Origin of the sequence: Actinomadura sp. NPDC000600, from assembly GCF_040492135.1 — a bacterium.
GTDB lineage: Bacteria > Actinomycetota > Actinomycetes > Streptosporangiales > Streptosporangiaceae > Spirillospora.
The window spans coordinates 146,203-167,794 of record NZ_JBEUPD010000013.1; the positions used below are offsets into that span (position 1 = coordinate 146,203).

Consider the following 21,592-nt stretch of genomic DNA (forward strand, 5'->3'; position numbering starts at 1 on the left):
GGTGCACGTCATGTCCGTCCGGCCCCGCATCTCCTTCGCCCGCCAGGTGCTGATCCTGCAGGTGGGCGTGGTCGTCGTCGTGGCGGTCCTCGGGTACGGGCTGGTCGCCTGGATGCTCGACGGCCGGCTGCGCGACCAGTACGGCCAGCGGGCGCTCACCGTGGCGCGCAGCGTCGCCGCCGACCCGGAGATCGCGGCGGCGGTCGCGGTGGACGATCCCGGCGGGCTCGTCCAGGACCGCGCCGAGCGGGTGCGGGTCCGGACGGGTGCGCTGTTCGTCGTGGTGACCGACGGCCGCGGCCTCCGCCTGTCCCACCCCAACCCGCTGGAGCTAGGCCGGCACGTGAGCACCGACCCCTCCGACGCCCTCGCCGGGCGGGAGGTCGTCCGCGTCGAGCGCGGCACGCTCGGCCTGTCCGCGCGCGGCAAGGTGCCGCTGTACGGGCCGGGCGGGCGGATCCTCGGCGAGGTCAGCGTCGGGTTCGACGCCCGCGCCATCGACCGGGAGCTCGGCCGCCTGCTGCGCGAGATGTCGCTGTTCGTCGCCGGCGCCGTCCTGCTCGGCGTCGTCGCGTCCGCCGCGATCGGCCGCAGGCTGAAGCGCCAGACGCTCGGCCTCGAACCGTACGAGCTGGTGGAGCTGGTCCACGAGCGGGAGGCGGTGCTGCACGGCGTCGGCGAGGGCGTCGTGGCCGTCGACAGCGCGGGCAGGGTCGCGGTCTGCAACGACGAAGCGTCCCGGCTGCTCGGCGTCGCACCGGAGCGCGGCGCGTCCGCCGGGGGCCTCGCCCCGGAGGGCGCGCTGCGGGACGTCCTGACGGGGCGGCGCGACGCCACCAACCTCTTCGTCACCGCCGGGGACCGCGTCCTCGTCGTCAACCGGCGGGAGGTCCGCAGGCACCGCCGCGACCTCGGCGCCGTCGTCACCCTGCGCGACCGCACCGACCTGGAGACGCTCGCCCGCGAGCTGGACTCGGTCAGCACGCTCTTCGACGCGCTCCGCGCGCAGCGCCACGAGTACGCCAACCGGCTGCACACCCTGTCCGGCCTGCTCCAACTCGGCCACAGCGAGGAGGCCGCCGACTACATCGGCACGCTGATGGAGGACGCCGCGCGCCGCGCCCCGGCGCCCGACAACCTGCCCGACCCCGTCTCGGACCCGTACCTGCGCGCCTTCCTGTCGGCGAAGTCGGCCGTCGCGGCCGAGAAGGGCGTCCGGCTCGACATCGGCGCCGGCAGCTACGTGCCGGGCCGCGTCGCCGACCCCCTGGACGTGACGACCGTCGTCGGCAACCTCGTCGACAACGCCGTCGAGGCCGCGCGGCTCGGGCGGCGCCGGCCCGCCCGCGTCGAGGTCGAGCTGCTCGGCGACGGCCCCGACCTGCACGCCACCGTCACCGACTCCGGCGACGGGCTGCCGGACGGGCTCCGCGAGGCCGTCTTCGACGACGGCGTCTCCACCCGCGACACCGCGGCGGGCCGCTCGCGCGGGCTCGGGCTGGGCCTCGCGCGCCGCACCGCCCGCGCCCGCGGCGGCGACGTGACCTTCGTGGACGCGGGAACGGGCGGGCCGGACGGGGGCGGGGCCGTGGCGGTCGCCCGGCTCCCCGGGGTGCTGGGCGCGGAGGCGGTGCGATGATCGACGTGCTGGTGGTGGACGACGACTTCCGCGTCGCGCAGGTCCACGCCGGATTCGTGGCGGCGCTGCGGGGCTTCGCGGTCGCCGGGCTCGCCCACAGCGCCGCGCAGGCCAGGGCCATGGCCGCCGAACTGCGGCCCGCCCTCGTCCTGCTGGACGTCTACCTGCCGGACGCCTCGGGCCTCAGCCTGCTGCCCGAGCTCGACGCCGACGTCATCATGGCGACGGCGGCCGCCGACCCCCGCGCCGTGCGGGAGGCGTTCCGGCACGGCGCCCTGCACTACCTGGTCAAGCCGTTCACCGCCGCCGCGCTGAACGAGCGCCTCACCGCCTACGCCCGGTACCGGGAGGCGCTGTCCGGCGAGAGCGAGCTGTCGCAGGCGGCCCTCGACGGCGCGGTCCGCGCCCTGTACGCGCCGCTGCACGCCCGCACCCCCGCGCCGAAGGGCCAGTCGCCGGTGACGACGCGGCTGGTCAGCGACGCGCTCCGGCGGGCCGACGAGCCGCGGTCCGCGGCCGAGATCGCCGACCAGGTCGGCATCTCCCGCGCCACCGCGCAGCGCTACCTCGCGGCCCTCGCCGAGGCCGGGCGGGTCGTGGTGACGCTCCGCTACGGCGCGACGGGCCGCCCCGAGCACCAGTACGCGTGGTCGCCGCGGTAGAGGCCGGCGAGGACCTCCTCGATGCCCGCCTCGCGCAGCGAGATGTCGCGGACCTCGTGGTCGCGCGCCAGCGCGGCGACGACGGCGGCCGCGTTCGCCGCGTTCGGCAGCCGGAGCCACTGCCGCGGCCCCTCCACCCGCTCGGCCTCGATCCCGTCCAAGGTGATCGGCGGGGCCGGCCGCGCCAGCTCCACGACCAGCGTCCGGTCGGCGTCCACGGTGCGCCGCAGCTCGTCCAGCCCCCCGTCGTAGGCGAGCCGGCCGTGGTCGATGATCATGACGCGGCGGCAGAGCCGCTCGATGTCGCCGAGGTCGTGCGTGGTCAGCAGGATCGTGGTGCCGCGCTCGGCGTTGACGCGTTCCAGGAAGTCGCGGACGGTCGCCTTGCTCACCACGTCCAGGCCGATCGTCGGCTCGTCCAGGACGAGCAGCTCCGGGTCGTGCAGCAGTGCCGCGGCGAGGTCGCCCCGCATCCGCTGGCCGAGGCTGAGCTGCCGGACCGGGGTGTCCAGGAACGGCTCCAGCTCCAGCAGCGCGGTCAGCTCCGCGAGCCGGGCCCGGTGCGCGGCCGCCTCGACGCGGTAGAGCCGCCGGACGAGCGCCAGGCTGGAGCGCAGCGGGAGGTCCCACCACAGCGTGGTCCGCTGCCCGAACACCACCCCGATGCGGCGCGCGAGCGTCGTGCGGCGCCGCGACGGGTCCAGCCCGCACACCCGCAGCGTGCCGGACGACGCGGTGAGGATGCCGGTCAGCATCTTGATCGTCGTCGACTTGCCCGCCCCGTTCGGGCCGAGGTAGCCGACGAACTCGCCCCGCTCGACGGTGAACGACACCCCGTCCACCGCGCGCACCCGCCGCCGCGTCCGGCGCAGGGCGCCCGAGCGCGCCCGCACGGTGAACGACTTGACGACGTCCTCGGCTTCGATCATCGGCACCGCCATCAGCTCCCTGTCGATCGGTAGTGCCGCAGGCCGGCCCGCCACGCCGTCGCCGCCGCCGCGCACAGCGCGGCGGCGACGGCCGGAGAGGCGAACCGCGCCGCGTCCGGCAGCCCGAGCGGATCGGGCCGGTCCAGGACGTACAGCGCGGGCTGCCAGTTGACGAACGCCAGCGGCACGGCGAACGTCACCCCGCGGACCAGGTCGCGGGCGAACATGGTCATCGGGTACTGGGTGAGGAAGGCGCCGCCGTAGGTGACCGACTTGCTCGCCCCGTGGCTGTCGACCAGGACGAACTGCACCGCGGCCGTCAGCACCCACAGCCCGCCGAAGATCGCAGCCCCGGACAGCACCATCACCGGGACCATCGCGAGCCGGCCAGGCGTCCAGGCGACGTCCAGCCGGCCGAGCGCGTACGCGAGCACCAGCACCGCCGGGACGAGCTTGCCGAGCCGCCGGGGCGTGAACCCCTCCGTCGCGATCTGCACCAGCGGGCTCACCGGGCGCACCAGCATCGCGTCGAGCGTCCCCTCCCGCACGTGGGCCCCGAGCCGCTCGGTCGTCCCGAGGACGATGTCGGACAGCGCGAACGACAGGGCCGACGTGCCGTACAGGAACAGGACCTCGTACACGCCGAACCCGGCGATGCGCGGCGCCCGCGAGAACAGCACCATGATCGCGGCGGCGTCCAGCACGGAGACCACCGCCGTGGCCAGGCCGAGCAGCACCATCGACACCGGGTACTGCGCCGCCGCCCGGATCCACGTCCAGGCGAGCAGCCCGTACACGCGCAGCGCGCCGGTCACCGCGGGATCAGCCACCGTGCACCACCAGCCTCCGCCGGGCCGCCCGCGTGGCCAGCGCGCCCGCCCCGAGCAGCAGGGCCGCCCACCCCGCCTGGAACGCCAGCGCGCCCGCCAGCCCGGCGCCGTCGTACCGGCCGAGGAACACGTCGGCCGGCACCTGGATCTGCGCGGACCACGGCAGCGCCTCGGCGATCTCGCCGAGGCGGCCGGGGAACACGACGAGCGGCAGGATCATCCCGGAGAAGAACAGCGACATGACCAGGGTGACGGCGCTCAGGCCGCGGTCGTCGTGCAGCCAGAACATCCCCATCGCCACCAGGTAGCGCAGCCCGAAGCTGACGATCGTCGCGAGGACGAGCGCCACCGCGAACGCCGCCAGGTTCGCCGGGGCGGGCCACCGGAACGGGAACGCCAGTGCGCCGGCCACCAGCGGCGGCCCGGCGCGCAGCACCAGCGAGCTCGCCGCGCGGCCGAGGTCGTGCGCCAGCCACCAGCCCTGCAGCCCGGCCGGCCGGTGCAGGTCGATCGCGACGTCCCCGTTGCGGATGCGCTCGGTCAGCTCCATCCCGCCGAAGACCTGCACCGGCCCGATCAGCGCCTGGGTGACGAAGCAGAACGTCACGGCGTCGGCGGCCGCGTACCCGCCGAGGGACGGCCGGACCTCCCAGAGCGCCAGCAGGACGTAGGCGCGCATGAAGCCGAACATCGTGTTGGTGAGCGACTCGGTGAGGGATCCGAGCGGATAGGCGGCGTGGCGCCGGAACCCGTACCACCACACCCACGGAAGAACGCCCACTTGCCGGAAGCCTAGACAGGCGGCGCGGCTCCGACCACGTACTTTCGCACAGAACCGGGCCCCCGGCCTGGCGCGCCGGGGGCCCGGTCCACGGGCGGGGGAGGGTCAGCCCTGCGGGATGTCGGGCTTGACCGGGGAGTAGAGCCAGTCCTTGAAGAACCCGCTCAGGTCCTGCCCGGCGACCTGCTGGGCCAGCGCCGTGAACTGCTCGGTCCTGGCGTTGCCGTACTTGTGCTGGGCGTACCACGTGCGGAGCAGCGTGAGGAACTTCTCGTCGCCGATCTTCTCGCGGAGGAACTGCAGCATCATGCCGCCGCCGCTGTAGACGCGGTCGTTGAACATGGTGTCGCGCTGCGGGTCGGCGGTGAGCACCGACCAGTACGGGCGGCCCTCGCGGTCGGGGAAGGGGCGGGCGGCGTAGGTGGCGCGGGCCGCGTCGTGCACGGACCGGCCGCCGTGCACCTCGGTGTAGTACCACGCGGACCAGGTGGCGAAGCTCTCGTTCAGCCACACGTCCTTCCAGCGCGCGGGCGAGACCGCGTCGCCGTACCACTGGTGCGCCAGCTCGTGCGCGATCGTGCCGGTGCTGCGCACGGCCGAGTACACCGGCTTGCTCTGCGTCTCCAGGGAGAACCCGAGCGGCTGGCCGTTGAAGCGGGCGTCGTCGGCGATGGCGCCGGTGCTGGAGAACGCGTACTGCCCGAACGTCTTCGACCAGAGGTCGGTGACCTCGCTGGTGGTGTCGTAGAAGAAGTTCACCGCGTCCGGCTGGTTCGCCAGCAGCTCGGGGTCGACGGCGGTGTAGTTGGGGACGCCGCCGGGCGTGCGGCCCTGCTTCACGGTCCACTTGCCGATGTCGATCGTGGTGAGGTAGCTCGCCATCGGGCTGTCCTCGCGCCACGTGAAGACCTCGGCGCGGGTCTTGGCCGCGCGGCGGCTGAAGGCGGCGACGGCGGAGCGGTGCCCCGTCGGGCGCCCGTTGGCGACGGCCGTCAGGCCCTCCGGCACCCTGATCGTGTAGTCGTAGGTGGCCTTGTCGCTCGGGTGGTCGTTCACGGGGAACCAGGTGCTGGCGCCGTTCGGCTCGCCGCCGACGAACGCGCCGTCGGGGGTGTGCAGGAAGCCGTAGGGGGAGCCGAACACGATCGGCGAGCCGACGATGGTCTGCGGCACGCCGCCGTACCTGATGACGGCGGTGAAGGTCCGCCCCTTCCGCAGGCCCTGGCGCGGTGTGATGACCAGCTCCTGGCCGTGCCGCTCGTAGCGGGCCCGGCGCCGGTCGACCCAGACCTTGTCGACGTCCATCCCGGACAGGTCGAGGTCGAACCGCGACAGGTTCTGGGTGGCCCGCGCGGTGACGGTCACGGTGCCGTCGAGCTGGTCGAAGTCGGGGTCGTAGCTCAGGTCCAGCGAGTAGTGCCGGACGTCGTAGCCGCCGTTGCCCTCCAGCGGGAAGTAGGAGTCGCCGACACCGGGTGCGCCGGGGGTGAAGCGTCCTTGGTGTGCGGGCCCGTCGGCGGCGGCGGCGGGCGCGAGCGCGACGACGCTCACCGCGGCGACGGCGAGCGGCAGCATCCTTCCGGGGATCGCCCGGGAGCGGATGGACCGGGGGTGACGCGCCATCAGGGGTCCTCTCTCAGAGAGATCGACTGGCGGGGCTCACGATGCGCCCCTCCGGCGGCGCTTGTCGAGGTCCATTGCCGAATGTGGCCGGAACGTAAGGAGGGACCACAGAGGCGGGAAAGGAGGCGCGACGTGTCCCGGGACACCGGAAGGCCCCCGCGGGTGTAGGGACGCGGGGGCCTTCGGGGTCCTGGGGATCAGGCCGGAGAGCGGGGCCGGCGGCGCCGGCCGGCGAGGGTCAGTGGAACTGGCCCTCCTCCGTCGAGCCCTTCAGGGCCGTCGTGGAGGACTCGGGGTTGATCGCGGTGCTGACCATGTCGAAGTAGCCGGTGCCGGCCTCGCGCTGGTGCTTGACCGCGGTGAAGCCCTTCTCGGCCGCCGCGAACTCGCGCTCCTGCAGGTCGACGTAGGCCGTCATGCCCTCGCGGGCGTAGCCGTGCGCCAGGTCGAACATGCCGTAGTTGAGCGCGTGGAACCCGGCCAGGGTGATGAACTGGAACTTGAAGCCCATGTGGCCGAGCTCGCGCTGGAACTTCGCGATGGTCGCGTCGTCCAGGTGCGCCTTCCAGTTGAAGGACGGCGAGCAGTTGTAGGCCAGCATCTGGTCCGGGTACTCGGCCTTCACGGCCTCGGCGAACTTGCGGGCCTGCTCCAGGTCCGGGGTGCCGGTCTCCATCCAGATGAGGTCGGAGTGCGGCGCGTAGGCCTTGGCGCGGGCGATGCAGGGCTCGATGCCGTTGCGGACGCGGTAGAAGCCCTCGGCGGTGCGCTCGCCGGTGATGAACTCGCGGTCGCGCTCGTCCACGTCCGTCGTGATCAGGGTCGCGGCCTCGGCGTCGGTCCGCGCGATGATCAGAGACGGCACGCCCGAGATGTCCGCGGCGAGGCGGGCGGTGTTGAGGGTCTTGATGTGCTGCGAGGTCGGGATGAGGACCTTGCCGCCGAGGTGGCCGCACTTCTTCTCGGAGGCCAGCTGGTCCTCCCAGTGCACGCCCGCGGCGCCGGCGGCGATCATGCCCTTCATCAGCTCGAAGGCGTTCAGCACGCCGCCGAAGCCGGCCTCGGCGTCGGCCACGATCGGGGCGAGGAAGTGCGTGTCGCCCTCACCCTCGGCCCACTGGACCTGGTCGGCGCGCAGCAGCGCGTTGTTGATCCGGCGCACGACGGCCGGGACCGAGTTCGCCGGGTAGATGCTCTGGTCCGGGTAGGTCTGGCCCGCCAGGTTGGCGTCCGCCGCGACCTGCCAGCCGGACAGGTAGATGGCCTTCAGGCCCGCCTTGACCTGCTGGACGGCCTGCAGACCCGTCAGCGCGCCGAGGCTGTGGACGTAGTCCTCTTCGTGGAGGAGCTTCCACAGCCGCTCCGCGCCGAGGCGCGCGAGGGTGTGCTCCTCCTGGACCGAACCGCGGATGCGGACGACGTCCTCGGCCGTGTAGGTCCGCTCGACGCCCTTCCACCGCGGGTCGGTCTCCCACTGTCGCTGCAGCTCCTCGGCTGCGCCCTTGAGGCGACTTGCGCTCATCGTCTTGCCCTTCCGTGTCGTCCCCTGGGTGCTCGTTCACGACTATGCCCGGACCGCAACCCCGTTATGAACTGGCGAGTAACAGAAGAAGTGCGAAATTTCCGCTATGATGAAGCGGTGACGACCTTGCGGACAGAAGAACCCCTCAACTTGACGAGTGACGTGGATCTCGTCACGTTCGGGCAGCGCCTCCGCCATCTGCGGCGCGCCCGAGGCCTGACCCTGTCGGAACTCGGCGAGCGCGTCGGCCGCGCCCCGTCCCAGCTGTCCCTGCTGGAGAACGGGCGGCGCGAGCCCAAGCTCTCCCTGCTGCAGGCCCTCGCCACCGCGCTGGAGTGCCCGGTCGAGGAGCTGCTGCGCCGCCAGCCCCCGAGCCGGCGCGCCCAGCTGGAGATCCAGCTGGAGGAGGCCCAGCGCGACCCGCTGTACCGGACGCTCGGCCTGTCGCACCTCAAGGTCGGCAAGCGGATGCCCAACGAGGTCATCGAGCACATCCTCGCCCTGTACGGGGAGCTCAAACGCAGCCGCACCAAGCCCACCGCGAGCCCCGAGGAGGCGCGCAAGGCCAACGCCGAGCTGCGCCGCCAGATGCACGAGCGCGGCAACCACTTCGCCGACATCGAGCGCGTCGCGTCCCAGACGCTCGACGCGGTCGGGTACCGGCGCGGCGCGGTGTCGCAGGGGCTGCTGATGACGCTGGTCGGGCACTTCGGCTTCAGCCTGCAGTACGTCCAGGACCTGCCCCGCTCGGTCCGGTCGGTCACCGACCTGCGCAACCGGCGGATCTACCTGGAGCGCGAGCAGCTCGGCATGCACACGCCGCGCACGATCCTGCTGCAGACCCTCGGGCACATCGCGCTCGACCACGACCAGCCGCGCGACTTCGCCGACTTCCTGCGCCAGCGCGTCGAGGCCAACTACTTCGGCGCCGCGATCCTGATGCCCGAGCGCACCGTCGTCCCGTTCCTGCAGGAGGCCAAGGCCGCGCGGGAGCTGTCGGTGGAGGACCTGGCCGACGTGTTCTCCGTCTCCTACGAGATGGCCGCGCACCGCTTCACCAACGTCGCGACCCACCACCTCGACCTCCAACTGCACTTCACCAAGAACGACGAGAACGGCACGATCTACAAGGCGTACGCCAACGACGGCCTGGCCTTCCCGCAGGACGAGGACGGCGCGATCGAGGGCCAGCGGATGTGCCGGGAATGGGCCGGGCGGCACGTGTTCGGCGCCGCGGACCGCTACTCCGTCTACTACCAGTACACCGACACCCCGAACGGGACGTACTGGTGCCTGTCGCACATCGACCCCAGCCACGAGCGCGACTTCGCGATCACGCTGGGCGTCCGGTTCGAGGACTCCCGGTGGTTCCGCGGCCGGGAGACGACCCGGCGGGTCAGGTCGGCCTGCCCGGACGGCGACTGCTGCCAGCGGCCCCCGAAGGCCCTGTCCGACCGGTGGGAGGGGATGGCGTGGCCGTCGGCGCGCGCGCACTCGCACGTCCTGTCGGTCCTGCCGCCGGGAGCGTTCCCCGGCGTCGACGAGGCTGACGTCTACGAGTTCCTGGACCGGCACGCCGCCGAGTGACGGGCGTGTTGTGGCGCCGTTAAACCTTCGGGTCGGTTCGCCGATCGCGGCGCGAACGGTGAATGATCTGGGGGGATCCGGCGTTTCCTGGTAGGGGAGGGGACACCGGCCGCAGGACGCCCGGTCCCGGTCGCCCCACACGGAAGGGAGAGCGCGTGCTGCCCGAGGTCGCGTCGTGGTTGGCCCGCCGTACGAGCGCGGCGGAGGACTGGCCGCCGCGCCTCCTGCTCGCCGCCAAGGGCGCGACGAGGATCAGCGTCGTGCTGCCCGCGCGCGACGAGGAGGCGACCGTCGGCGCGATCGTCGCGGCCGTCCGCACCGACCTGGTCGAGCGGATCCCGCTGGTGGACGAGATCGTCGTCGTCGACTCCCGCTCCGCCGACCGGACCGCCGCCGTGGCCGCCGCGGCCGGCGCCGAGGTGGTGGCGCAGGACGCCGTCCTGCCGGAGCAGGGCCGCATGTCCGGCAAGGGCGAGGCCCTGTGGAAGTCCCTCGCCGTGACGTCCGGCGACCTGATCGTGTTCGTGGACGCCGACCTGCGCGAGTTCACCTCCTCCTACGTGACCGGTCTGCTCGGCCCGCTGCTGACCGACCCGTCCGTCGGCTACGTCAAGGGCTGCTACGACCGGCCGCTGGTCGAGGGGGAGCGGCGCGTCGAGGGCGGCGGGGGCCGGGTGACCGAGCTGGTCGCGCGCCCCCTGATCAACCTCCACTGGCCCCTGCTGGCCGGCGTCATGCAGCCGCTCGGCGGCGAGTACGCGGGGCGCCGCGCGCTGCTGGAGCGGCTGCCGTTCGTGACCGGCTACGGCGTGGAGCTCGGCCTGCTGCTGGACGTCCACCAGGACTCCGGACTCGACGCGATCGCGCAGGTCGACCTGGGCCGCCGGATCCACACGCACCAGTCGACCGAGGCGCTCGGGGCGATGGCCGGCCAGATCATGCTGACCGCCTGGTCGCGGCTGGAGCGGCACGGCCGGATGATCCCCCTCGCGGCCCCCTCCACCGGGCTGACCAGGTTCCGGCGCGCCGCGGACGGGCACGACGCCCGCACGGCCGACGTGGCCGTGGGGGAGCGCCCGCCGATGATCGAGGTCCCCGGCTACAGCGCCGCTCGATCCATCTCGCCGGGCTGCGGCTAGCGGCCTCCGCCGCTCCCGCGCGGCGCCTCCGCCCGATGTGTTACCCGCGGTAACTCCAGATGGTGCTACCGTTGGTAACAGGCGATATTGGAGAGAGGGTCAATTAATCATGACGAGTGCGGAGCAGACGCCGTTCTCGCTGGAGCCCAGCGAGGACGTTCGCGAGGTCAGGGACTGGGTGCACGAGTTCGCCAAGGACGTCATCCGCCCCGCCGCCGAGGAGTGGGACGAGCGCGAGGAGACCCCCTGGCCGCTCATCCAGGAGGCGTCCAAGGTCGGCATCTACTCCCTCGACTTCTTCGCCACCCAGTGGCTGGAGCCGACCGGCCTCGGCATCCCGGTGGCGTTCGAGGAGCTGTTCTGGGGCGACGCGGGCATCGCCCTGTCGATCGTCGGCACCGGCCTCGCCGCCGCGTCCGTCGCCGCCGTGGGCACGCCCGAGCAGGTCAGCGAGTGGGTGCCGCAGATGTTCGGCACCACCGACGACATCAAGCTCGGCGCCTTCTGCGCCTCCGAGCCCGACGCCGGCAGCGACGTGGGCTCGATCCGCACCCGCGCCGTGTTCGACGAGGCCAAGGACGAGTGGGTGCTGAACGGCACCAAGACCTGGGCGACCAACGGCGGCATCGCCGACGTCCACGTCATCGTCGCCTCGGTGTACCCCGAGCTCGGCAGCCGCGGCCAGGCCAGCTTCATCGTCCCGCCGGGCACCCCGGGCCTGCGGCAGGGCCAGAAGTTCAAGAAGCACGGCATCCGCGCCTCCCACACCGCCGAGGTGATCCTGGACGACGTCCGGATCCCCTCCCACCTGATCGTCGGCGGCAAGGACAAGTTCGACGAGCGCATCGCGCGCACCCGCGAGGGCAAGAGCTCCAAGGGCCAGGCCGCGCTGAAGACGTTCGAGACCACCCGCCCGTCGGTCGGCGCGATGGCCCTCGGCGTCGGCCGCGCCGCCTACGAGTACGCCCTCCAGTACGCGCAGGAGCGCGAGCAGTTCGGCAAGAAGATCGGCGACTTCCAGGCCATCGCCTTCAAGCTGGCCGACATGAAGTGCCGCCTCGACGCCGCCCGCCTGATGGTGTGGCGGGCCGCGTGGATGGCGCGCACCGGCAAGGACTTCCAGAACGCCGAGGGCTCGATGGCCAAGCTGATGGCCAGCGAGATGTCGGTCCACGTCACCGAGGAGGCCATCCAGATCCTCGGCGGCAACGGCTACACCCGCGAGTACCCCGTCGAGCGCATGCACCGCGACTCCAAGATCTTCACGATCTTCGAGGGCACCTCGGAGATCCAGCGCCTGGTCATCGGCCGCACCGTCACCGGCCTGCCCGTGCGCTAGGCGCCTTTCCGCGTCGGAGCGGGAACGTCCGGGCCCGGCATCGGTGATCAGTGACTTCGGGATCGCCGGCGCCGGGCCCTTCGCTGGCCGGATCGTGCCTCGGGGGAAGTGATCGCTTCGAGGGGTTGACGGTGGAATTGTTCACGCTCACAATCGACCTACGCAACGCCCCCCGGGCGCCGGCGCGATCGCAGAGGAGGAGACGTTGTCGCAACAGGGACCGCCGAATCCTCCGATCATGGCTGACGTCGCCCAGCTCGCCGGGGTGTCGCACCAGACGGTGTCGCGGGTGGTCAACAACCATCCGAACGTCTCGGCGCGCACCCGCGCCCGCGTGCAGGCGGCGATCGCTGAGCTCGGCTACCGGCCGAACCCGGCGGCCCGGACCCTGGTGACCAGGCGTTCCAGGACGCTCGGCGTGATCAGCTTCGAATCCACGCTCTACGGGCCGGCGTCGATGCTGCACGGCATCGAGCAGGCCGCCCGCAACGCCGACTTCTTCGTCAGCATCGTCAGCCTGCGCGCGATCACGCGGCGGGCCCTGCTGGACGCGGTCGGGCGGCTGGCGGAGCAGGCCGTCGAGGGCGTCGTGGTGATCGCCCCGCACACCTCGACGAACGACGTGCTGGCGCAGGCCGGCCGGCTCGTGCCGCTGGTGGGGGCCGGGTGCGGGCTGACCGCGCGGGTCCCGATGGCGGCCATCGACCAGCGGGCCGGCGCGGTGGCGGCGACCCGCCACCTGCTCGACCTCGGCCACCGCACGGTCCACCACCTCGCGGGACCCGGATCCTGGCTCGACGCGGTGGGCCGGGCCGAGGGGTGGCGGGCCACGCTGGCCGAGGCCGGCGCGCCGGTGCCGGAGATGCTCTCCGGTGACTGGAGCGCCCGGTCGGGCTACGAGGCCGGCCGGCGGCTCGCGGAGGACCCCGAGGTCACGGCGGTGTTCTGCGCCAACGACCACATGGCCCTGGGCGTGCTCCGCGCGCTGCACGAGGCCGGCCGCCGGGTCCCCGACGACGTCAGCCTGGTCGGCTTCGACGACATCCCGGAGGCCGCCTACTTCATCCCGCCGCTGTCCACGGTGCGCCAGGACTTCGGCGAACTGGGCCGCCGCTCGCTGGAACTGCTCGTGCAGCGGCTGAACGAACCCTCGGGGCCGCCGGGAAATGTGCTGATCCCGCCGGAGCTGGTGGTCAGGTCCAGCGCCCGGCCGACCCCGCGTCCCTGACCCGACCGATGCCCTCCCCGACTTTGCTGACGAGGAAATTGTGAGCGCTAACATCCCGCCGGACGCCTGCGTCGTCGGCGTCGACTTCGGCACGCTGTCCGGGCGGGCCGTCGTCGTCCGGGTCGCCGACGGCGCCGAACTGGGCGGCGCCGTCCACGACTACGCCGACGCGGTGATCGAGCGGGAGCTGCCCGGCACGGGGGAGCCGCTCCCGCCCGACTGGGCGCTGCAGAACCCCGAGGACTGGCGGGCGGTGCTGCGCACCGCCGTGCCCGCGGCGATCGCGGAGGCCGGGGTTGACCCGGCCGACGTCATCGGGATCGCCACCGGCTTCACGGCCTGCACGGTGCTCCCCGTCCGCTCGGACGGCACCCCGTTGTGCGAGCTCCCGGACCTGGCCGACCGGCCGCACGCCTGGCCCAAGCTCTGGAAGCACCACGCGGCCCAGCCGCAGGCCGACCGCATCACCGCGCTGGCGCACGAGCGCGGGGAGAAGTGGATCAAGCGGTACGGCGGCCGGATCTCCTCGGAGTGGCAGTTCGCCAAGGCGCTGCAGGTACTGGAGGAGGATCCGGACGCCTACCGTCGGACGGAACGCTGGATCGAGGCCGCGGACTGGATCGTCTGGCAGCTGTGCGGCCGCGAGACGCGCAACGCCTGCACGGCCGGCTACAAGGGCATCTACCAGGACGGGGCCTACCCCTCCGCCGACTACCTGGCCGCCCTCCACCCGGCTTTCGCCGACTTCGCGGCCACCCGGCTGGCCCATCCGCTCTCCCCGCTGGGGTCGCGGGTGGGGACGCTGACCGCCGAGGCGGCCCGCCTGACCGGGCTGCCGGAGGGCGTCGCGGTGGCCGCCGGCAACGTCGACGCCCATGTCACCGCCCCGGCCGCCCGCGCGGTCGAGGACGGGAGGCTGCTGGCGATCATGGGGACGTCGACCTGCCACGTGGTCAACAGCGCGGTCCTCGCGGACGTGCCGGGGATCTGCGGTGTCGTGGACGGCGGCATCACCGCCGGGGCCTACGGCTACGAGGCCGGCCAGAGCGCGGTGGGCGACGTCTTCGCCTGGTGGACCCGCATGACCGGACGCGACCACGAGGAGCTGGCGGCCGCGTCCGCCTCCGCGCCCGTCGGCTCGCACGGGCTGGTCGCGCTGGACTGGATGGGCGGCAACCGGTCGGTCCTGGTCGACCACCACCTGTCCGGCGTGGTCGTGGGGATGACCCTGGCCACCCGGCCGGAGGAGGTCTACCGCGCGCTCATGGAGGCGACGGCCTACGGGACCCGCGTCATCGTCGAGGCCTTCGAAGCGGCCGGGATCCCGATCGGCGAGTTCGTCGTCGCCGGCGGGCTGAAGCGCAACGCGGCGCTGATGCAGATCTACGCCGACGTGCTGCGCCGGCCGGTCTCGATCGCCGCCTCCGACCAGGCGCCGGCGCTCGGCGCCGCCATCCACGCCGCGGTCGCGGCGGGCGCCTACCGGGACGTGCCGGAGGCCTCGGCGGCGATGGGCCGGGTGGTCACCGCGGCCTACACGCCGGACCCGGCCAGGGCCGGGGCCCATGACCTCCTCTACGCGGAGTACCGCGAGCTGCACGACCACTTCGCCGCCCGGGGCGAGGCGAGCAGCGCGGTCCTGCACCGGCTGCGCCGGCTGCGCGACGACGCGCTCGGCTCGAAGGGAGACCTCTGATGCCCGGTACGCCCGCCGAGCAGGTCCGCGCGCTGCGGCGGACCGTCAGCGACCTGCACGCGGAGCTCGTCAGGTACGGGCTGGTCGTGTGGACGGCCGGCAACGTCTCCGCCCGGGTCCCCGGGCACGACCTGATGGTCATCAAACCCAGCGGCGTCTCCTACGACGACCTGTCCCCGGACGCGATGGTGGTCTGCGACCTGGACGGCGCGGTCGTCGAGGGCGACCTGCGGCCGTCGAGCGACACCGCCGCGCACGCCTACGTCTACCGGCACATGCCCGAGGTCGGCGGGGTGGTGCACACCCACTCGGCGTACGCCTGCGCCTGGGCCGCCCGCGGGGAGCCGGTGCCCTGCGTCCTGACCGCCATGGCCGACGAGTTCGGCGCGGAGATCCCGCTCGGCCCGTTCGCGCCCATCGGCGACGACTCGATCGGGCGCGGCATCGTCGGCACGCTGCGCGGCCACCGCTCCCCGGCGGTGATCATGCGCAACCACGGCGTGTTCACCATCGGCGCGGACGCGCGGGCCGCGGTCAAGGCCGCGGTGATGTGCGAGGACGCGGCGCGGGCGGTGCACCTCGCCCGCCAGCTCGGCGATCCCGTCCCGCTGCGGCCCGAGGACATCGACCGCCTCCACGACCGCTACCGGAACGCCTACGGACAGCGTCCATGACGAGCGAGTCCATGACGAACGAAGGGAGCGGCCACGCGATGGCACCGACCGTCTGGTTCCTCACCGGAAGCCAGTCCTTGTACGGCGAGGACACCCTCCGCCAGGTCGCCGAGCAGTCACGGCGGATCGCCCAGGCGCTGGACGAGGATCAGGGCATCCCGGCGGCGGTGCGGTGGCGCCCGGTCCTGACCGACCCGGAGGCCATCCGGCGGACGATGCTCGAGGCGGGCGCGGACGACGACTGCGTCGGGGTCATCACGTGGATGCACACGTTCTCGCCCGCCAAGATGTGGATCGCCGGGCTGAACGCGCTGCTCCGGCCCCTGCTGCACCTGCACACGCAGGCGAACGCGGCGCTGCCGTGGGCGAGCATCGACATGGACTTCATGAACCTCAACCAGGCCGCGCACGGCGACCGGGAGCACGCCCACGTCCAGACCCGGCTCGGCATGGCGCGCACCACGGTGGCCGGGCACACCGACGACCCCGCGGTCCGCGCGCGGATCGGGTCCTGGGTCAGGGCCGCACGCGGCGCCGCCGACCTGCGGACGCTGCGGCTCGCCCGCTTCGGCGACAACATGCGGGACGTCGCCGTCACCGAGGGCGACAAGGTCGAGGCGCAGATCCGGTTCGGCGCCTCGGTCAACGCGTTCGGCGTCAACGACCTCGTCGCGGCCGTCGACGCGGTACCGGACCACCGGGTCGGCGGCCTCGCGGCCGAGTACGAGGAGGCCTACGCCGTCGCCCCCGAGCTGCGGTCCGGCGGCGAACGCCACACGGCGCTGCGCGACGCCGCGCGGATCGAGCTCGGGCTGCGCGACTTCCTCGCCGCCGGGTCCTACCAGGCGTTCACCACCAACTTCGAGGACCTCGGCGGCCTCAGGCAGCTGCCGGGCATCGCCGTGCAGCGCCTGATGGCCGACGGCCTCGGCTTCGGCGCGGAGGGCGACTGGAAGACGGCCCTGCTGCTGCGGGCCCTCAAGAGCGCCGCCGCGGGACTGCCCGGCGGCACCTCCTTCATGGAGGACTACACCTACCACCTCGTCCCGGGCCAGGAGCTCATCCTGGGCGCCCACATGCTGGAGGTCTGCCCCTCCATCGCCGCGGGCGTGCCGAGCTGCGAGGTGCATCCGCTGGCCATCGGGGGCCGGCAGGACCCGGTCCGGCTCGTGTTCGACGCGGCGCCCGGACCGGGTCTCGTCGTCGGGCTGACCGACCTCGGCGACCGGTTCCGGCTGGTCGCCAACGAGATCGACCTGGTGGGGCCGCCGGAGCCGCTGCCGCGGCTTCCGGTGGCCCGGGCCGTGTGGGCGCCCCGCCCGGACTTCCGCACCTCCACCGAGGCCTGGCTGTCGGCCGGGGGACCGCACCACACGGTGCTGTCCCAGGCGGTCACCACCGAGATCCTGGCCGATCTCGCCGAGATGACGGGTGTGGAGCTGCTCGTCGTCGACCGCGACACCGATGTCGCCCGGTTCCGCCGCGAGATGCGCTGGAACCAGGCGTACCACCGCCTGGCGCAGGGCTTCTAGCCGCCAGGACACCCCCCACCCCACGAGATCTGTGAGGAAACCCGTCCCATGACCAGATCACGCTTCGCAGTACGGCTGGCCGCGCTGGCAGCGCTCGCCGGCGCCGCCATCGGCGGATTCGCCCCCTCCTCCACGGCGTCCGACCGGCACCTGAAGGCCGGGATCGCCAAGGACCTGTTCGGCACGATGCCCGACGGCACCAAGATCTGGCGCTACACGATGACCAACGGGTCGACGCGCATCCGCGTCATCACCTACGGCGGCATCATCCAGACCATCGAGACGCCCGACCGGCACGGCAGGCTCGCCAACATCACGCTGGGCTTCCCGACCCTGTCGGACTACCTCACCAAGAACAGCACGTACTTCGGCGCGCTCATCGGCCGGTACGGCAATCGCATCGCCAAGGGCCGGTTCACGCTCGACGGGCAGACGTACCAGCTGACGACCAACAACAACGGGAACACGCTGCACGGCGGCACGACCGGCTTCGACCAGCGCGTCTGGTCCGCGACCCCGGACACCGCCGGCGGCAACGTCGCGCTCCGGCTGTCCCACACCAGCCCGGACGGCGACCAGGGCTTCCCCGGCACCCTCAAGACCGACGTGGCCATCTCCGTCACGCGCGGCAACGCCATCCGGTTCGACTACCGCGCCACCACCGACAAGGCGACCGTCGTCAACCTCACCAACCACTCCTACTTCAACCTGTCCGGCGAGGGCAGCGGCACGGTCTACGACCACCGGCTCCAGATCAACGGCTCCCGGTACACCCCCGTCGGCTCGTCGGAGCTCATCCCGACCGGAAAGATCGCCCCGGTGCGCGGCACCCCGCTGGACTTCACCAGGTCCACCGCGATCGGCGCCCGCATCCGCACCGGCTTCGACCAGCTCCTCTACGGCCAGGGCTACGACCACAACTTCGTCCTCGACGGGTCCGGCTGGAAGACCGCCGCGCGCGTCAAGGACCCGGCGAGCGGCCGGACCCTGTCCATCTCCACCGACCAGCCCGGTCTCCAGTTCTACTCGGGCAACTTCCTCGACGGCACGCTGGTCGGCACCGGCGGCCGCGTCTACCGGCAGGGCGACGGGTTCGCGCTGGAGACCCAGCACTTCCCCGACTCGCCGAACCAGCCGGGCTTCCCCTCGACGGAGCTGAAGCCCGGACAGGTCTACCGATCCTCGACCGTCTACCAGTTCGGAGCCTGACATGACGCGCATCGATCCCGCGGTCGAAGAGGCCGTCGACACCCTCGGCCTGCCCGAGCCCACCCGGCGCCGGCTCCTGAGCGGCGCCGGCCTGGTCAGCGCGACGGCGGCGGCGTCGGCGCTGCTGGCCGCCTGCTCCTCGGACAACAAGAGCTCGGGCTCGGGCAGTGGCGGGCCCGGGCAGTTCCCGAAGACGCCGAACTGGAAGTTCGTGTTCATCAACCACGTCACGACGAACCCGTTCTTCACGCCGACGCAGTACGGCGCGCAGGACGCCTGCGCCCTGCTGGGCGCCTCGTTCCAGTGGACGGGCTCGCAGAACTCGGCGGTCCCCGAGATGGTCAGCGCCACCAACGCGGCCATCTCCGGCAAGGCCGACGGGATCGCGGTCGCCGTGGTGGACAAGACCGCCTTCCGGCAGCCGGTGGACAACGCGCTGAAGGCCGGGATCCCGGTGGTCTCCTACAACGCCGACGGCGCCAAGGACGATCCCGGCACCAGCCGGCTCTCCTACATCGGCCAGGACCTGTACACCTCCGGCTACCAGCTCGGCGCCAAGATCGCGGGGCTGATGTCCGGGGGCGACGCGGTCGGCTTCATCGCCACCCCGGGCTCGCTCAACATCCAGCCGCGCATCGACGGCGCGCAGGACGCCATCAAGGCCTCCGGCAAGCCGATCAAGTTCACCTCGGTGGCCACCGGCGCCGAAGTGCCCAAGGAGCTCTCGACCGTCGACGCGTACGCCCAGGGCCACAAGGACATCAAGGGCATGTTCGCGGTGGACGCCGGTTCCACCGAGGCCATCGGCAAGGTCATGCAGAAGTACGGCCTGAAGAGCAAGGGCGTGGTCTCGGGCGGGTTCGACCTCACCCCGGGCACGCTGAGCGCAGTCAAGTCCGGGGACCTGGACTTCACCATCGACCAGCAGCCCTACCTGCAGGGGTTCCTGCCCGTGATGGCCCTGTGGTTCTACAAGCTGTCCGGCGGCCTGGTCTTCCCCCCGATGACCAACACCGGCCTGACCTTCGTCAGCAAGGAGAACGTCGGCCCGTACCTCACCACCAAGACCCGGTACGAGGGCTCCAGCACGGCCCAGCAGCTGGTGTCGCGGTCGGGTCCCATCGCTCACGTCTGACGAGAAGGAGCACGGAGTGAGCGAAAGCACCGTACGGGACAAGGCGGCGACCCCGGGCACGCCACCGCGGCGTGCCCGGGGGCTGCCCGCCCTCGCCACCGACGCTTTCCTCCGCCGCCGGGAGGCGACCATCCTCCTGGTGGCGCTCGGACTGCTGATCTACTTCCAGACCGCCAAGTCGGTCTTCCTGAGCCACGACAACCTGGTCAACGTGTCCCAGGGCACCGCGCCCTACGCCATCATCGCGGTCGGCGAGGTGTTCCTGCTCGTCAGCGGCGAGATCGACCTGTCGGTCGGGATGGTCTTCGCGCTGGCGCCCTTCCTCATGCACTACATGGTCGACTTCTCCGGCGTCTACCCGATCATCGCGATCGTGCTGGCGATCCTGGCCGGCGCGCTCATCGGACTGGGCAACGGGCTGGTGACGGTCGTCTTGAGGGTCCCATCGTTCGTCGCCACGCTGGGCTCGATGTTCCTGGTCCAGGGCATCATGCTCACCACCTCGCACGCGTACCCGGCGCAGATACCCGAAGCGGCGGAGGGCCTGGCGGGCTGGTTCGGGCGCGCCCCCTGGGCCGAGCTGACCTGGTGCCTGCTGATCGTCGTCTTCTTCCACCTGGTGCTCACCCGCACGCGGTGGGGCCTGCACACGGTCGCGACCGGCGGGAACCCGCTCGGCGCCGCCGAGGCGGGCATCCGCACCGGCCGGGTCAAGATCGGCAACTTCATGCTCACCGGGGCGCTCGGCGCCTTCGCCGGCATCCTGGAGGCCTTCCGGGTCGGGTCCATCGACCCGAGCTCGGGCGGGGCGAACGCGATGTTCATCGCGGTGTCGGCCGCGGTCATCGGCGGCACCGCCCTGGCCGGCGGCTCGGGCACCGTCATCGGCGCGCTGCTCGGCGCGCTGGTGCTGGCCGAGATGCAGAACGGCTTCAACCTCATTGGGATCAGCGCGAACCCGTTCAACATCATCCTCGGGTCGGCGATCATCATCTCGATGGTGCTGAACGTCCACCTGGCCCGGCTGCGAAGGGCGGGGCGCTCATGAGCGACGCGCTGCGGGTGGAGAACATCGGCAAACGCTTCGGCGGCGTGGAGGCCCTCGCCGACGTCACGCTGCGCCTGGGCAAGGGCGAGGTGCTCGGCCTGATCGGCGACAACGGCGCCGGCAAGTCCACCCTCATCAAGATCATCAGTGGTTTCCAGCGTCCGGACACCGGCCGCATCCTCATCGACGGCACCGAGGTGAGCCTGCGCTCGGTGGACCACGCCCGCTCGCTCGGCGTCGACACCGTCTACCAGGACCTCGCCCTGGTCAACGAGCTCAGCGTCTACCACAACATGTTCCTCAACCGGGAGCTGGTGCGCTGGCCGCTGCTCAGCAACCGCGCGATGCGCCGGCGCGCCGCCGAGCACCTCGCGGACATGGGGGTGCGGATCCCGTCGGTGGACGTCGAGGTCGCCAAGCTGTCCGGCGGCCAGCGGCAGGCCATCGCGGTCGCCCGCTCGGTGTACTCCGACGCCCGGATCCTGCTGCTCGACGAGCCGCTGGCCGCGATGGGCGCCAAGGAGGGCACGATGATCCTCGACCTGGTCCGCGACCTCAAGGAGCGCGGCGAGGTCTCGATCATCATCATCGCGCACAACTATGCCCAGGTCCTGGACGTCTGCGACCGGGTCAACCTCCTGCAGCACGGCCGGATCGCCTTCGACAAGCCCACGTCGGAGACGTCCCTCCAGGAGCTGACCGACCTGGTCGTGGCCGACTACCGCCGCAGCCGCGGGCTGTAGGCGCCTTCGGGCCGGGCCGCCCGGTCCGGCCCGAAGGCGTCCGCGCCGCATGTCCCGGCGGCGAGCGCGAGGGTCCGGTGCGGGGCGGTGGCCAGCCGTGGTCACCTGGGCGGACGGTCGCGCGGCGGCCGCCCGGAGATGCGCGGGGCGTCCCACGTGGGGCTCAAGGGGAACCGGCGGTGTCAAGGGCGAAGAACGCTGCGCGGTGGCAGTTGGTAAATGTCGTGATTCGCCATAGTTGAGTGGCGTAGGCGCTGCTTGTCTCTAGATCGGCCG

Annotated in this window: 18 protein-coding genes; 13 read left to right on the plus strand and 5 right to left on the minus strand. The window is 72.4% G+C overall.

Annotation, left to right across the window (positions count from 1 at the left end; genetic code table 11):
- The first annotated feature begins 10 nt into the window (after window positions 1-10).
- Both ABWI07_RS20570 and ABWI07_RS20575 read left to right on the plus strand, forming a co-directional pair.
- Entirely contained in the window at window positions 11-1,639 is a 1,629-nt protein-coding gene (locus ABWI07_RS20570) for a sensor histidine kinase (protein ID WP_149258669.1), read from the plus strand.
- Complete coding sequence (locus ABWI07_RS20575; protein ID WP_353819504.1) at window positions 1,636-2,301, plus strand: response regulator; 666 nt, start codon at window positions 1,636-1,638, stop codon at window positions 2,299-2,301. Before ABWI07_RS20570 ends, ABWI07_RS20575 begins: the two co-directional genes overlap by 4 nt.
- On the opposite strand, the gene ABWI07_RS20580 is transcribed toward ABWI07_RS20575, so the two are convergent.
- The 5 genes from ABWI07_RS20580 to aceA form a co-directional block, all read right to left on the minus strand.
- Complete coding sequence (locus ABWI07_RS20580) at window positions 2,250-3,242, minus strand: ABC transporter ATP-binding protein (protein ID WP_235036699.1); 993 nt, start codon at window positions 3,240-3,242, stop codon at window positions 2,250-2,252. The genes ABWI07_RS20575 and ABWI07_RS20580 overlap by 52 nt on opposite strands.
- Window positions 3,242-4,060 (minus strand): ABC transporter permease, encoded by an 819-nt coding sequence (locus ABWI07_RS20585; RefSeq protein WP_235036698.1) that lies wholly within the window; start codon window positions 4,058-4,060, stop codon window positions 3,242-3,244. Before ABWI07_RS20585 ends, ABWI07_RS20580 begins: the two co-directional genes overlap by 1 nt.
- Window positions 4,053-4,841: an ABC transporter permease gene (locus ABWI07_RS20590; protein ID WP_149258667.1), complete on the minus strand. Its 789-nt coding sequence runs from the start codon at window positions 4,839-4,841 to the stop codon at window positions 4,053-4,055. Before ABWI07_RS20590 ends, ABWI07_RS20585 begins: the two co-directional genes overlap by 8 nt.
- A 105-nt stretch (window positions 4,842-4,946) precedes the next feature.
- Entirely contained in the window at window positions 4,947-6,464 is a 1,518-nt protein-coding gene (locus ABWI07_RS20595) for a M1 family metallopeptidase (protein ID WP_149258666.1), read from the minus strand.
- Window positions 6,465-6,702: 238 nt separating this feature from the next.
- On the minus strand, window positions 6,703-7,986 hold the full coding sequence (gene aceA, locus ABWI07_RS20600) for an isocitrate lyase (protein ID WP_149258665.1): 1,284 nt from the start codon (window positions 7,984-7,986) through the stop codon (window positions 6,703-6,705).
- A 150-nt stretch (window positions 7,987-8,136) separates the two neighbouring features.
- On the opposite strand from aceA, the gene ABWI07_RS20605 reads away from it, so the two are divergent.
- From ABWI07_RS20605 to ABWI07_RS20655, 11 genes are all read left to right on the plus strand, one after another.
- Entirely contained in the window at window positions 8,137-9,573 is a 1,437-nt protein-coding gene (locus tag ABWI07_RS20605; protein ID WP_149258664.1) for a helix-turn-helix domain-containing protein, read from the plus strand.
- A 155-nt stretch (window positions 9,574-9,728) separates the two neighbouring features.
- Window positions 9,729-10,712: a glucosyl-3-phosphoglycerate synthase gene (locus tag ABWI07_RS20610; RefSeq protein WP_200841791.1), complete on the plus strand. Its 984-nt coding sequence runs from the start codon at window positions 9,729-9,731 to the stop codon at window positions 10,710-10,712.
- 109 nt (window positions 10,713-10,821) lie between these two features.
- On the plus strand, window positions 10,822-12,051 hold the full coding sequence (locus ABWI07_RS20615) for an acyl-CoA dehydrogenase family protein (protein WP_353819505.1): 1,230 nt from the start codon (window positions 10,822-10,824) through the stop codon (window positions 12,049-12,051).
- A gap of 238 nt (window positions 12,052-12,289) precedes the next feature.
- Window positions 12,290-13,279, plus strand: a complete 990-nt coding sequence (locus ABWI07_RS20620; RefSeq protein ID WP_149258661.1) for a LacI family DNA-binding transcriptional regulator — start codon at window positions 12,290-12,292, stop codon at window positions 13,277-13,279.
- Between the two features lie 40 nt (window positions 13,280-13,319).
- Entirely contained in the window at window positions 13,320-14,975 is a 1,656-nt protein-coding gene (gene araB, locus ABWI07_RS20625) for a ribulokinase (RefSeq protein ID WP_353819506.1), read from the plus strand.
- Window positions 14,975-15,649, plus strand: coding sequence for an L-ribulose-5-phosphate 4-epimerase (locus tag ABWI07_RS20630; RefSeq protein ID WP_149258660.1), 675 nt, complete (start codon window positions 14,975-14,977; stop codon window positions 15,647-15,649). The genes araB and ABWI07_RS20630 overlap by 1 nt, the downstream gene beginning before the upstream one ends.
- A gap of 11 nt (window positions 15,650-15,660) precedes the next feature.
- A complete protein-coding gene (gene araA, locus ABWI07_RS20635) occupies window positions 15,661-17,181 on the plus strand; it encodes an L-arabinose isomerase (protein WP_353819507.1) in 1,521 nt (506 codons plus the stop codon).
- Window positions 17,182-17,229: 48 nt separating this feature from the next.
- Window positions 17,230-18,390, plus strand: a complete 1,161-nt coding sequence (locus ABWI07_RS20640) for an aldose epimerase family protein (RefSeq protein ID WP_353819508.1) — start codon at window positions 17,230-17,232, stop codon at window positions 18,388-18,390.
- Between the two features lies 1 nt (window position 18,391).
- The gene (locus ABWI07_RS20645) at window positions 18,392-19,525 is read left to right on the plus strand and encodes a sugar ABC transporter substrate-binding protein (protein WP_149258657.1); all 1,134 of its coding nucleotides are present in this window, start codon (window positions 18,392-18,394) and stop codon (window positions 19,523-19,525) included.
- 16 nt (window positions 19,526-19,541) lie between these two features.
- Window positions 19,542-20,573, plus strand: a complete 1,032-nt coding sequence (locus ABWI07_RS20650; protein WP_200841790.1) for an ABC transporter permease — start codon at window positions 19,542-19,544, stop codon at window positions 20,571-20,573.
- The gene (locus ABWI07_RS20655; protein ID WP_149258656.1) at window positions 20,570-21,316 is read left to right on the plus strand and encodes an ATP-binding cassette domain-containing protein; all 747 of its coding nucleotides are present in this window, start codon (window positions 20,570-20,572) and stop codon (window positions 21,314-21,316) included. The genes ABWI07_RS20650 and ABWI07_RS20655 overlap by 4 nt, the downstream gene beginning before the upstream one ends.
- Window positions 21,317-21,592: the final 276 nt, after the last annotated feature.

Excerpts from the sequence above, each read along its gene's own strand:
- ABWI07_RS20580 (WP_235036699.1), bottom strand. The coding sequence starts at position 3,242 with ATGGCGGTGCCGATGATCGAAGCCGAGGACGTCGTCAAGTCGTTCACC.
- ABWI07_RS20615 (WP_353819505.1), top strand. The coding sequence starts at position 10,822 with ATGACGAGTGCGGAGCAGACGCCGTTCTCGCTGGAGCCCAGCGAGGAC.
- ABWI07_RS20570 (WP_149258669.1), top strand. The coding sequence starts at position 11 with ATGTCCGTCCGGCCCCGCATCTCCTTCGCCCGCCAGGTGCTGATCCTG.
- ABWI07_RS20595 (WP_149258666.1), bottom strand. The coding sequence starts at position 6,464 with ATGGCGCGTCACCCCCGGTCCATCCGCTCCCGGGCGATCCCCGGAAGG.
- araA (WP_353819507.1), top strand. The coding sequence starts at position 15,661 with ATGACGAACGAAGGGAGCGGCCACGCGATGGCACCGACCGTCTGGTTC.
- ABWI07_RS20620 (WP_149258661.1), top strand. The coding sequence starts at position 12,290 with ATGGCTGACGTCGCCCAGCTCGCCGGGGTGTCGCACCAGACGGTGTCG.
- ABWI07_RS20655 (WP_149258656.1), top strand. The coding sequence starts at position 20,570 with ATGAGCGACGCGCTGCGGGTGGAGAACATCGGCAAACGCTTCGGCGGC.
- aceA (WP_149258665.1), bottom strand. The coding sequence starts at position 7,986 with ATGAGCGCAAGTCGCCTCAAGGGCGCAGCCGAGGAGCTGCAGCGACAG.
- ABWI07_RS20630 (WP_149258660.1), top strand. The coding sequence starts at position 14,975 with ATGCCCGGTACGCCCGCCGAGCAGGTCCGCGCGCTGCGGCGGACCGTC.
- ABWI07_RS20645 (WP_149258657.1), top strand. The coding sequence starts at position 18,392 with ATGACGCGCATCGATCCCGCGGTCGAAGAGGCCGTCGACACCCTCGGC.
- ABWI07_RS20575 (WP_353819504.1), top strand. The coding sequence starts at position 1,636 with ATGATCGACGTGCTGGTGGTGGACGACGACTTCCGCGTCGCGCAGGTC.
- ABWI07_RS20640 (WP_353819508.1), top strand. The coding sequence starts at position 17,230 with ATGACCAGATCACGCTTCGCAGTACGGCTGGCCGCGCTGGCAGCGCTC.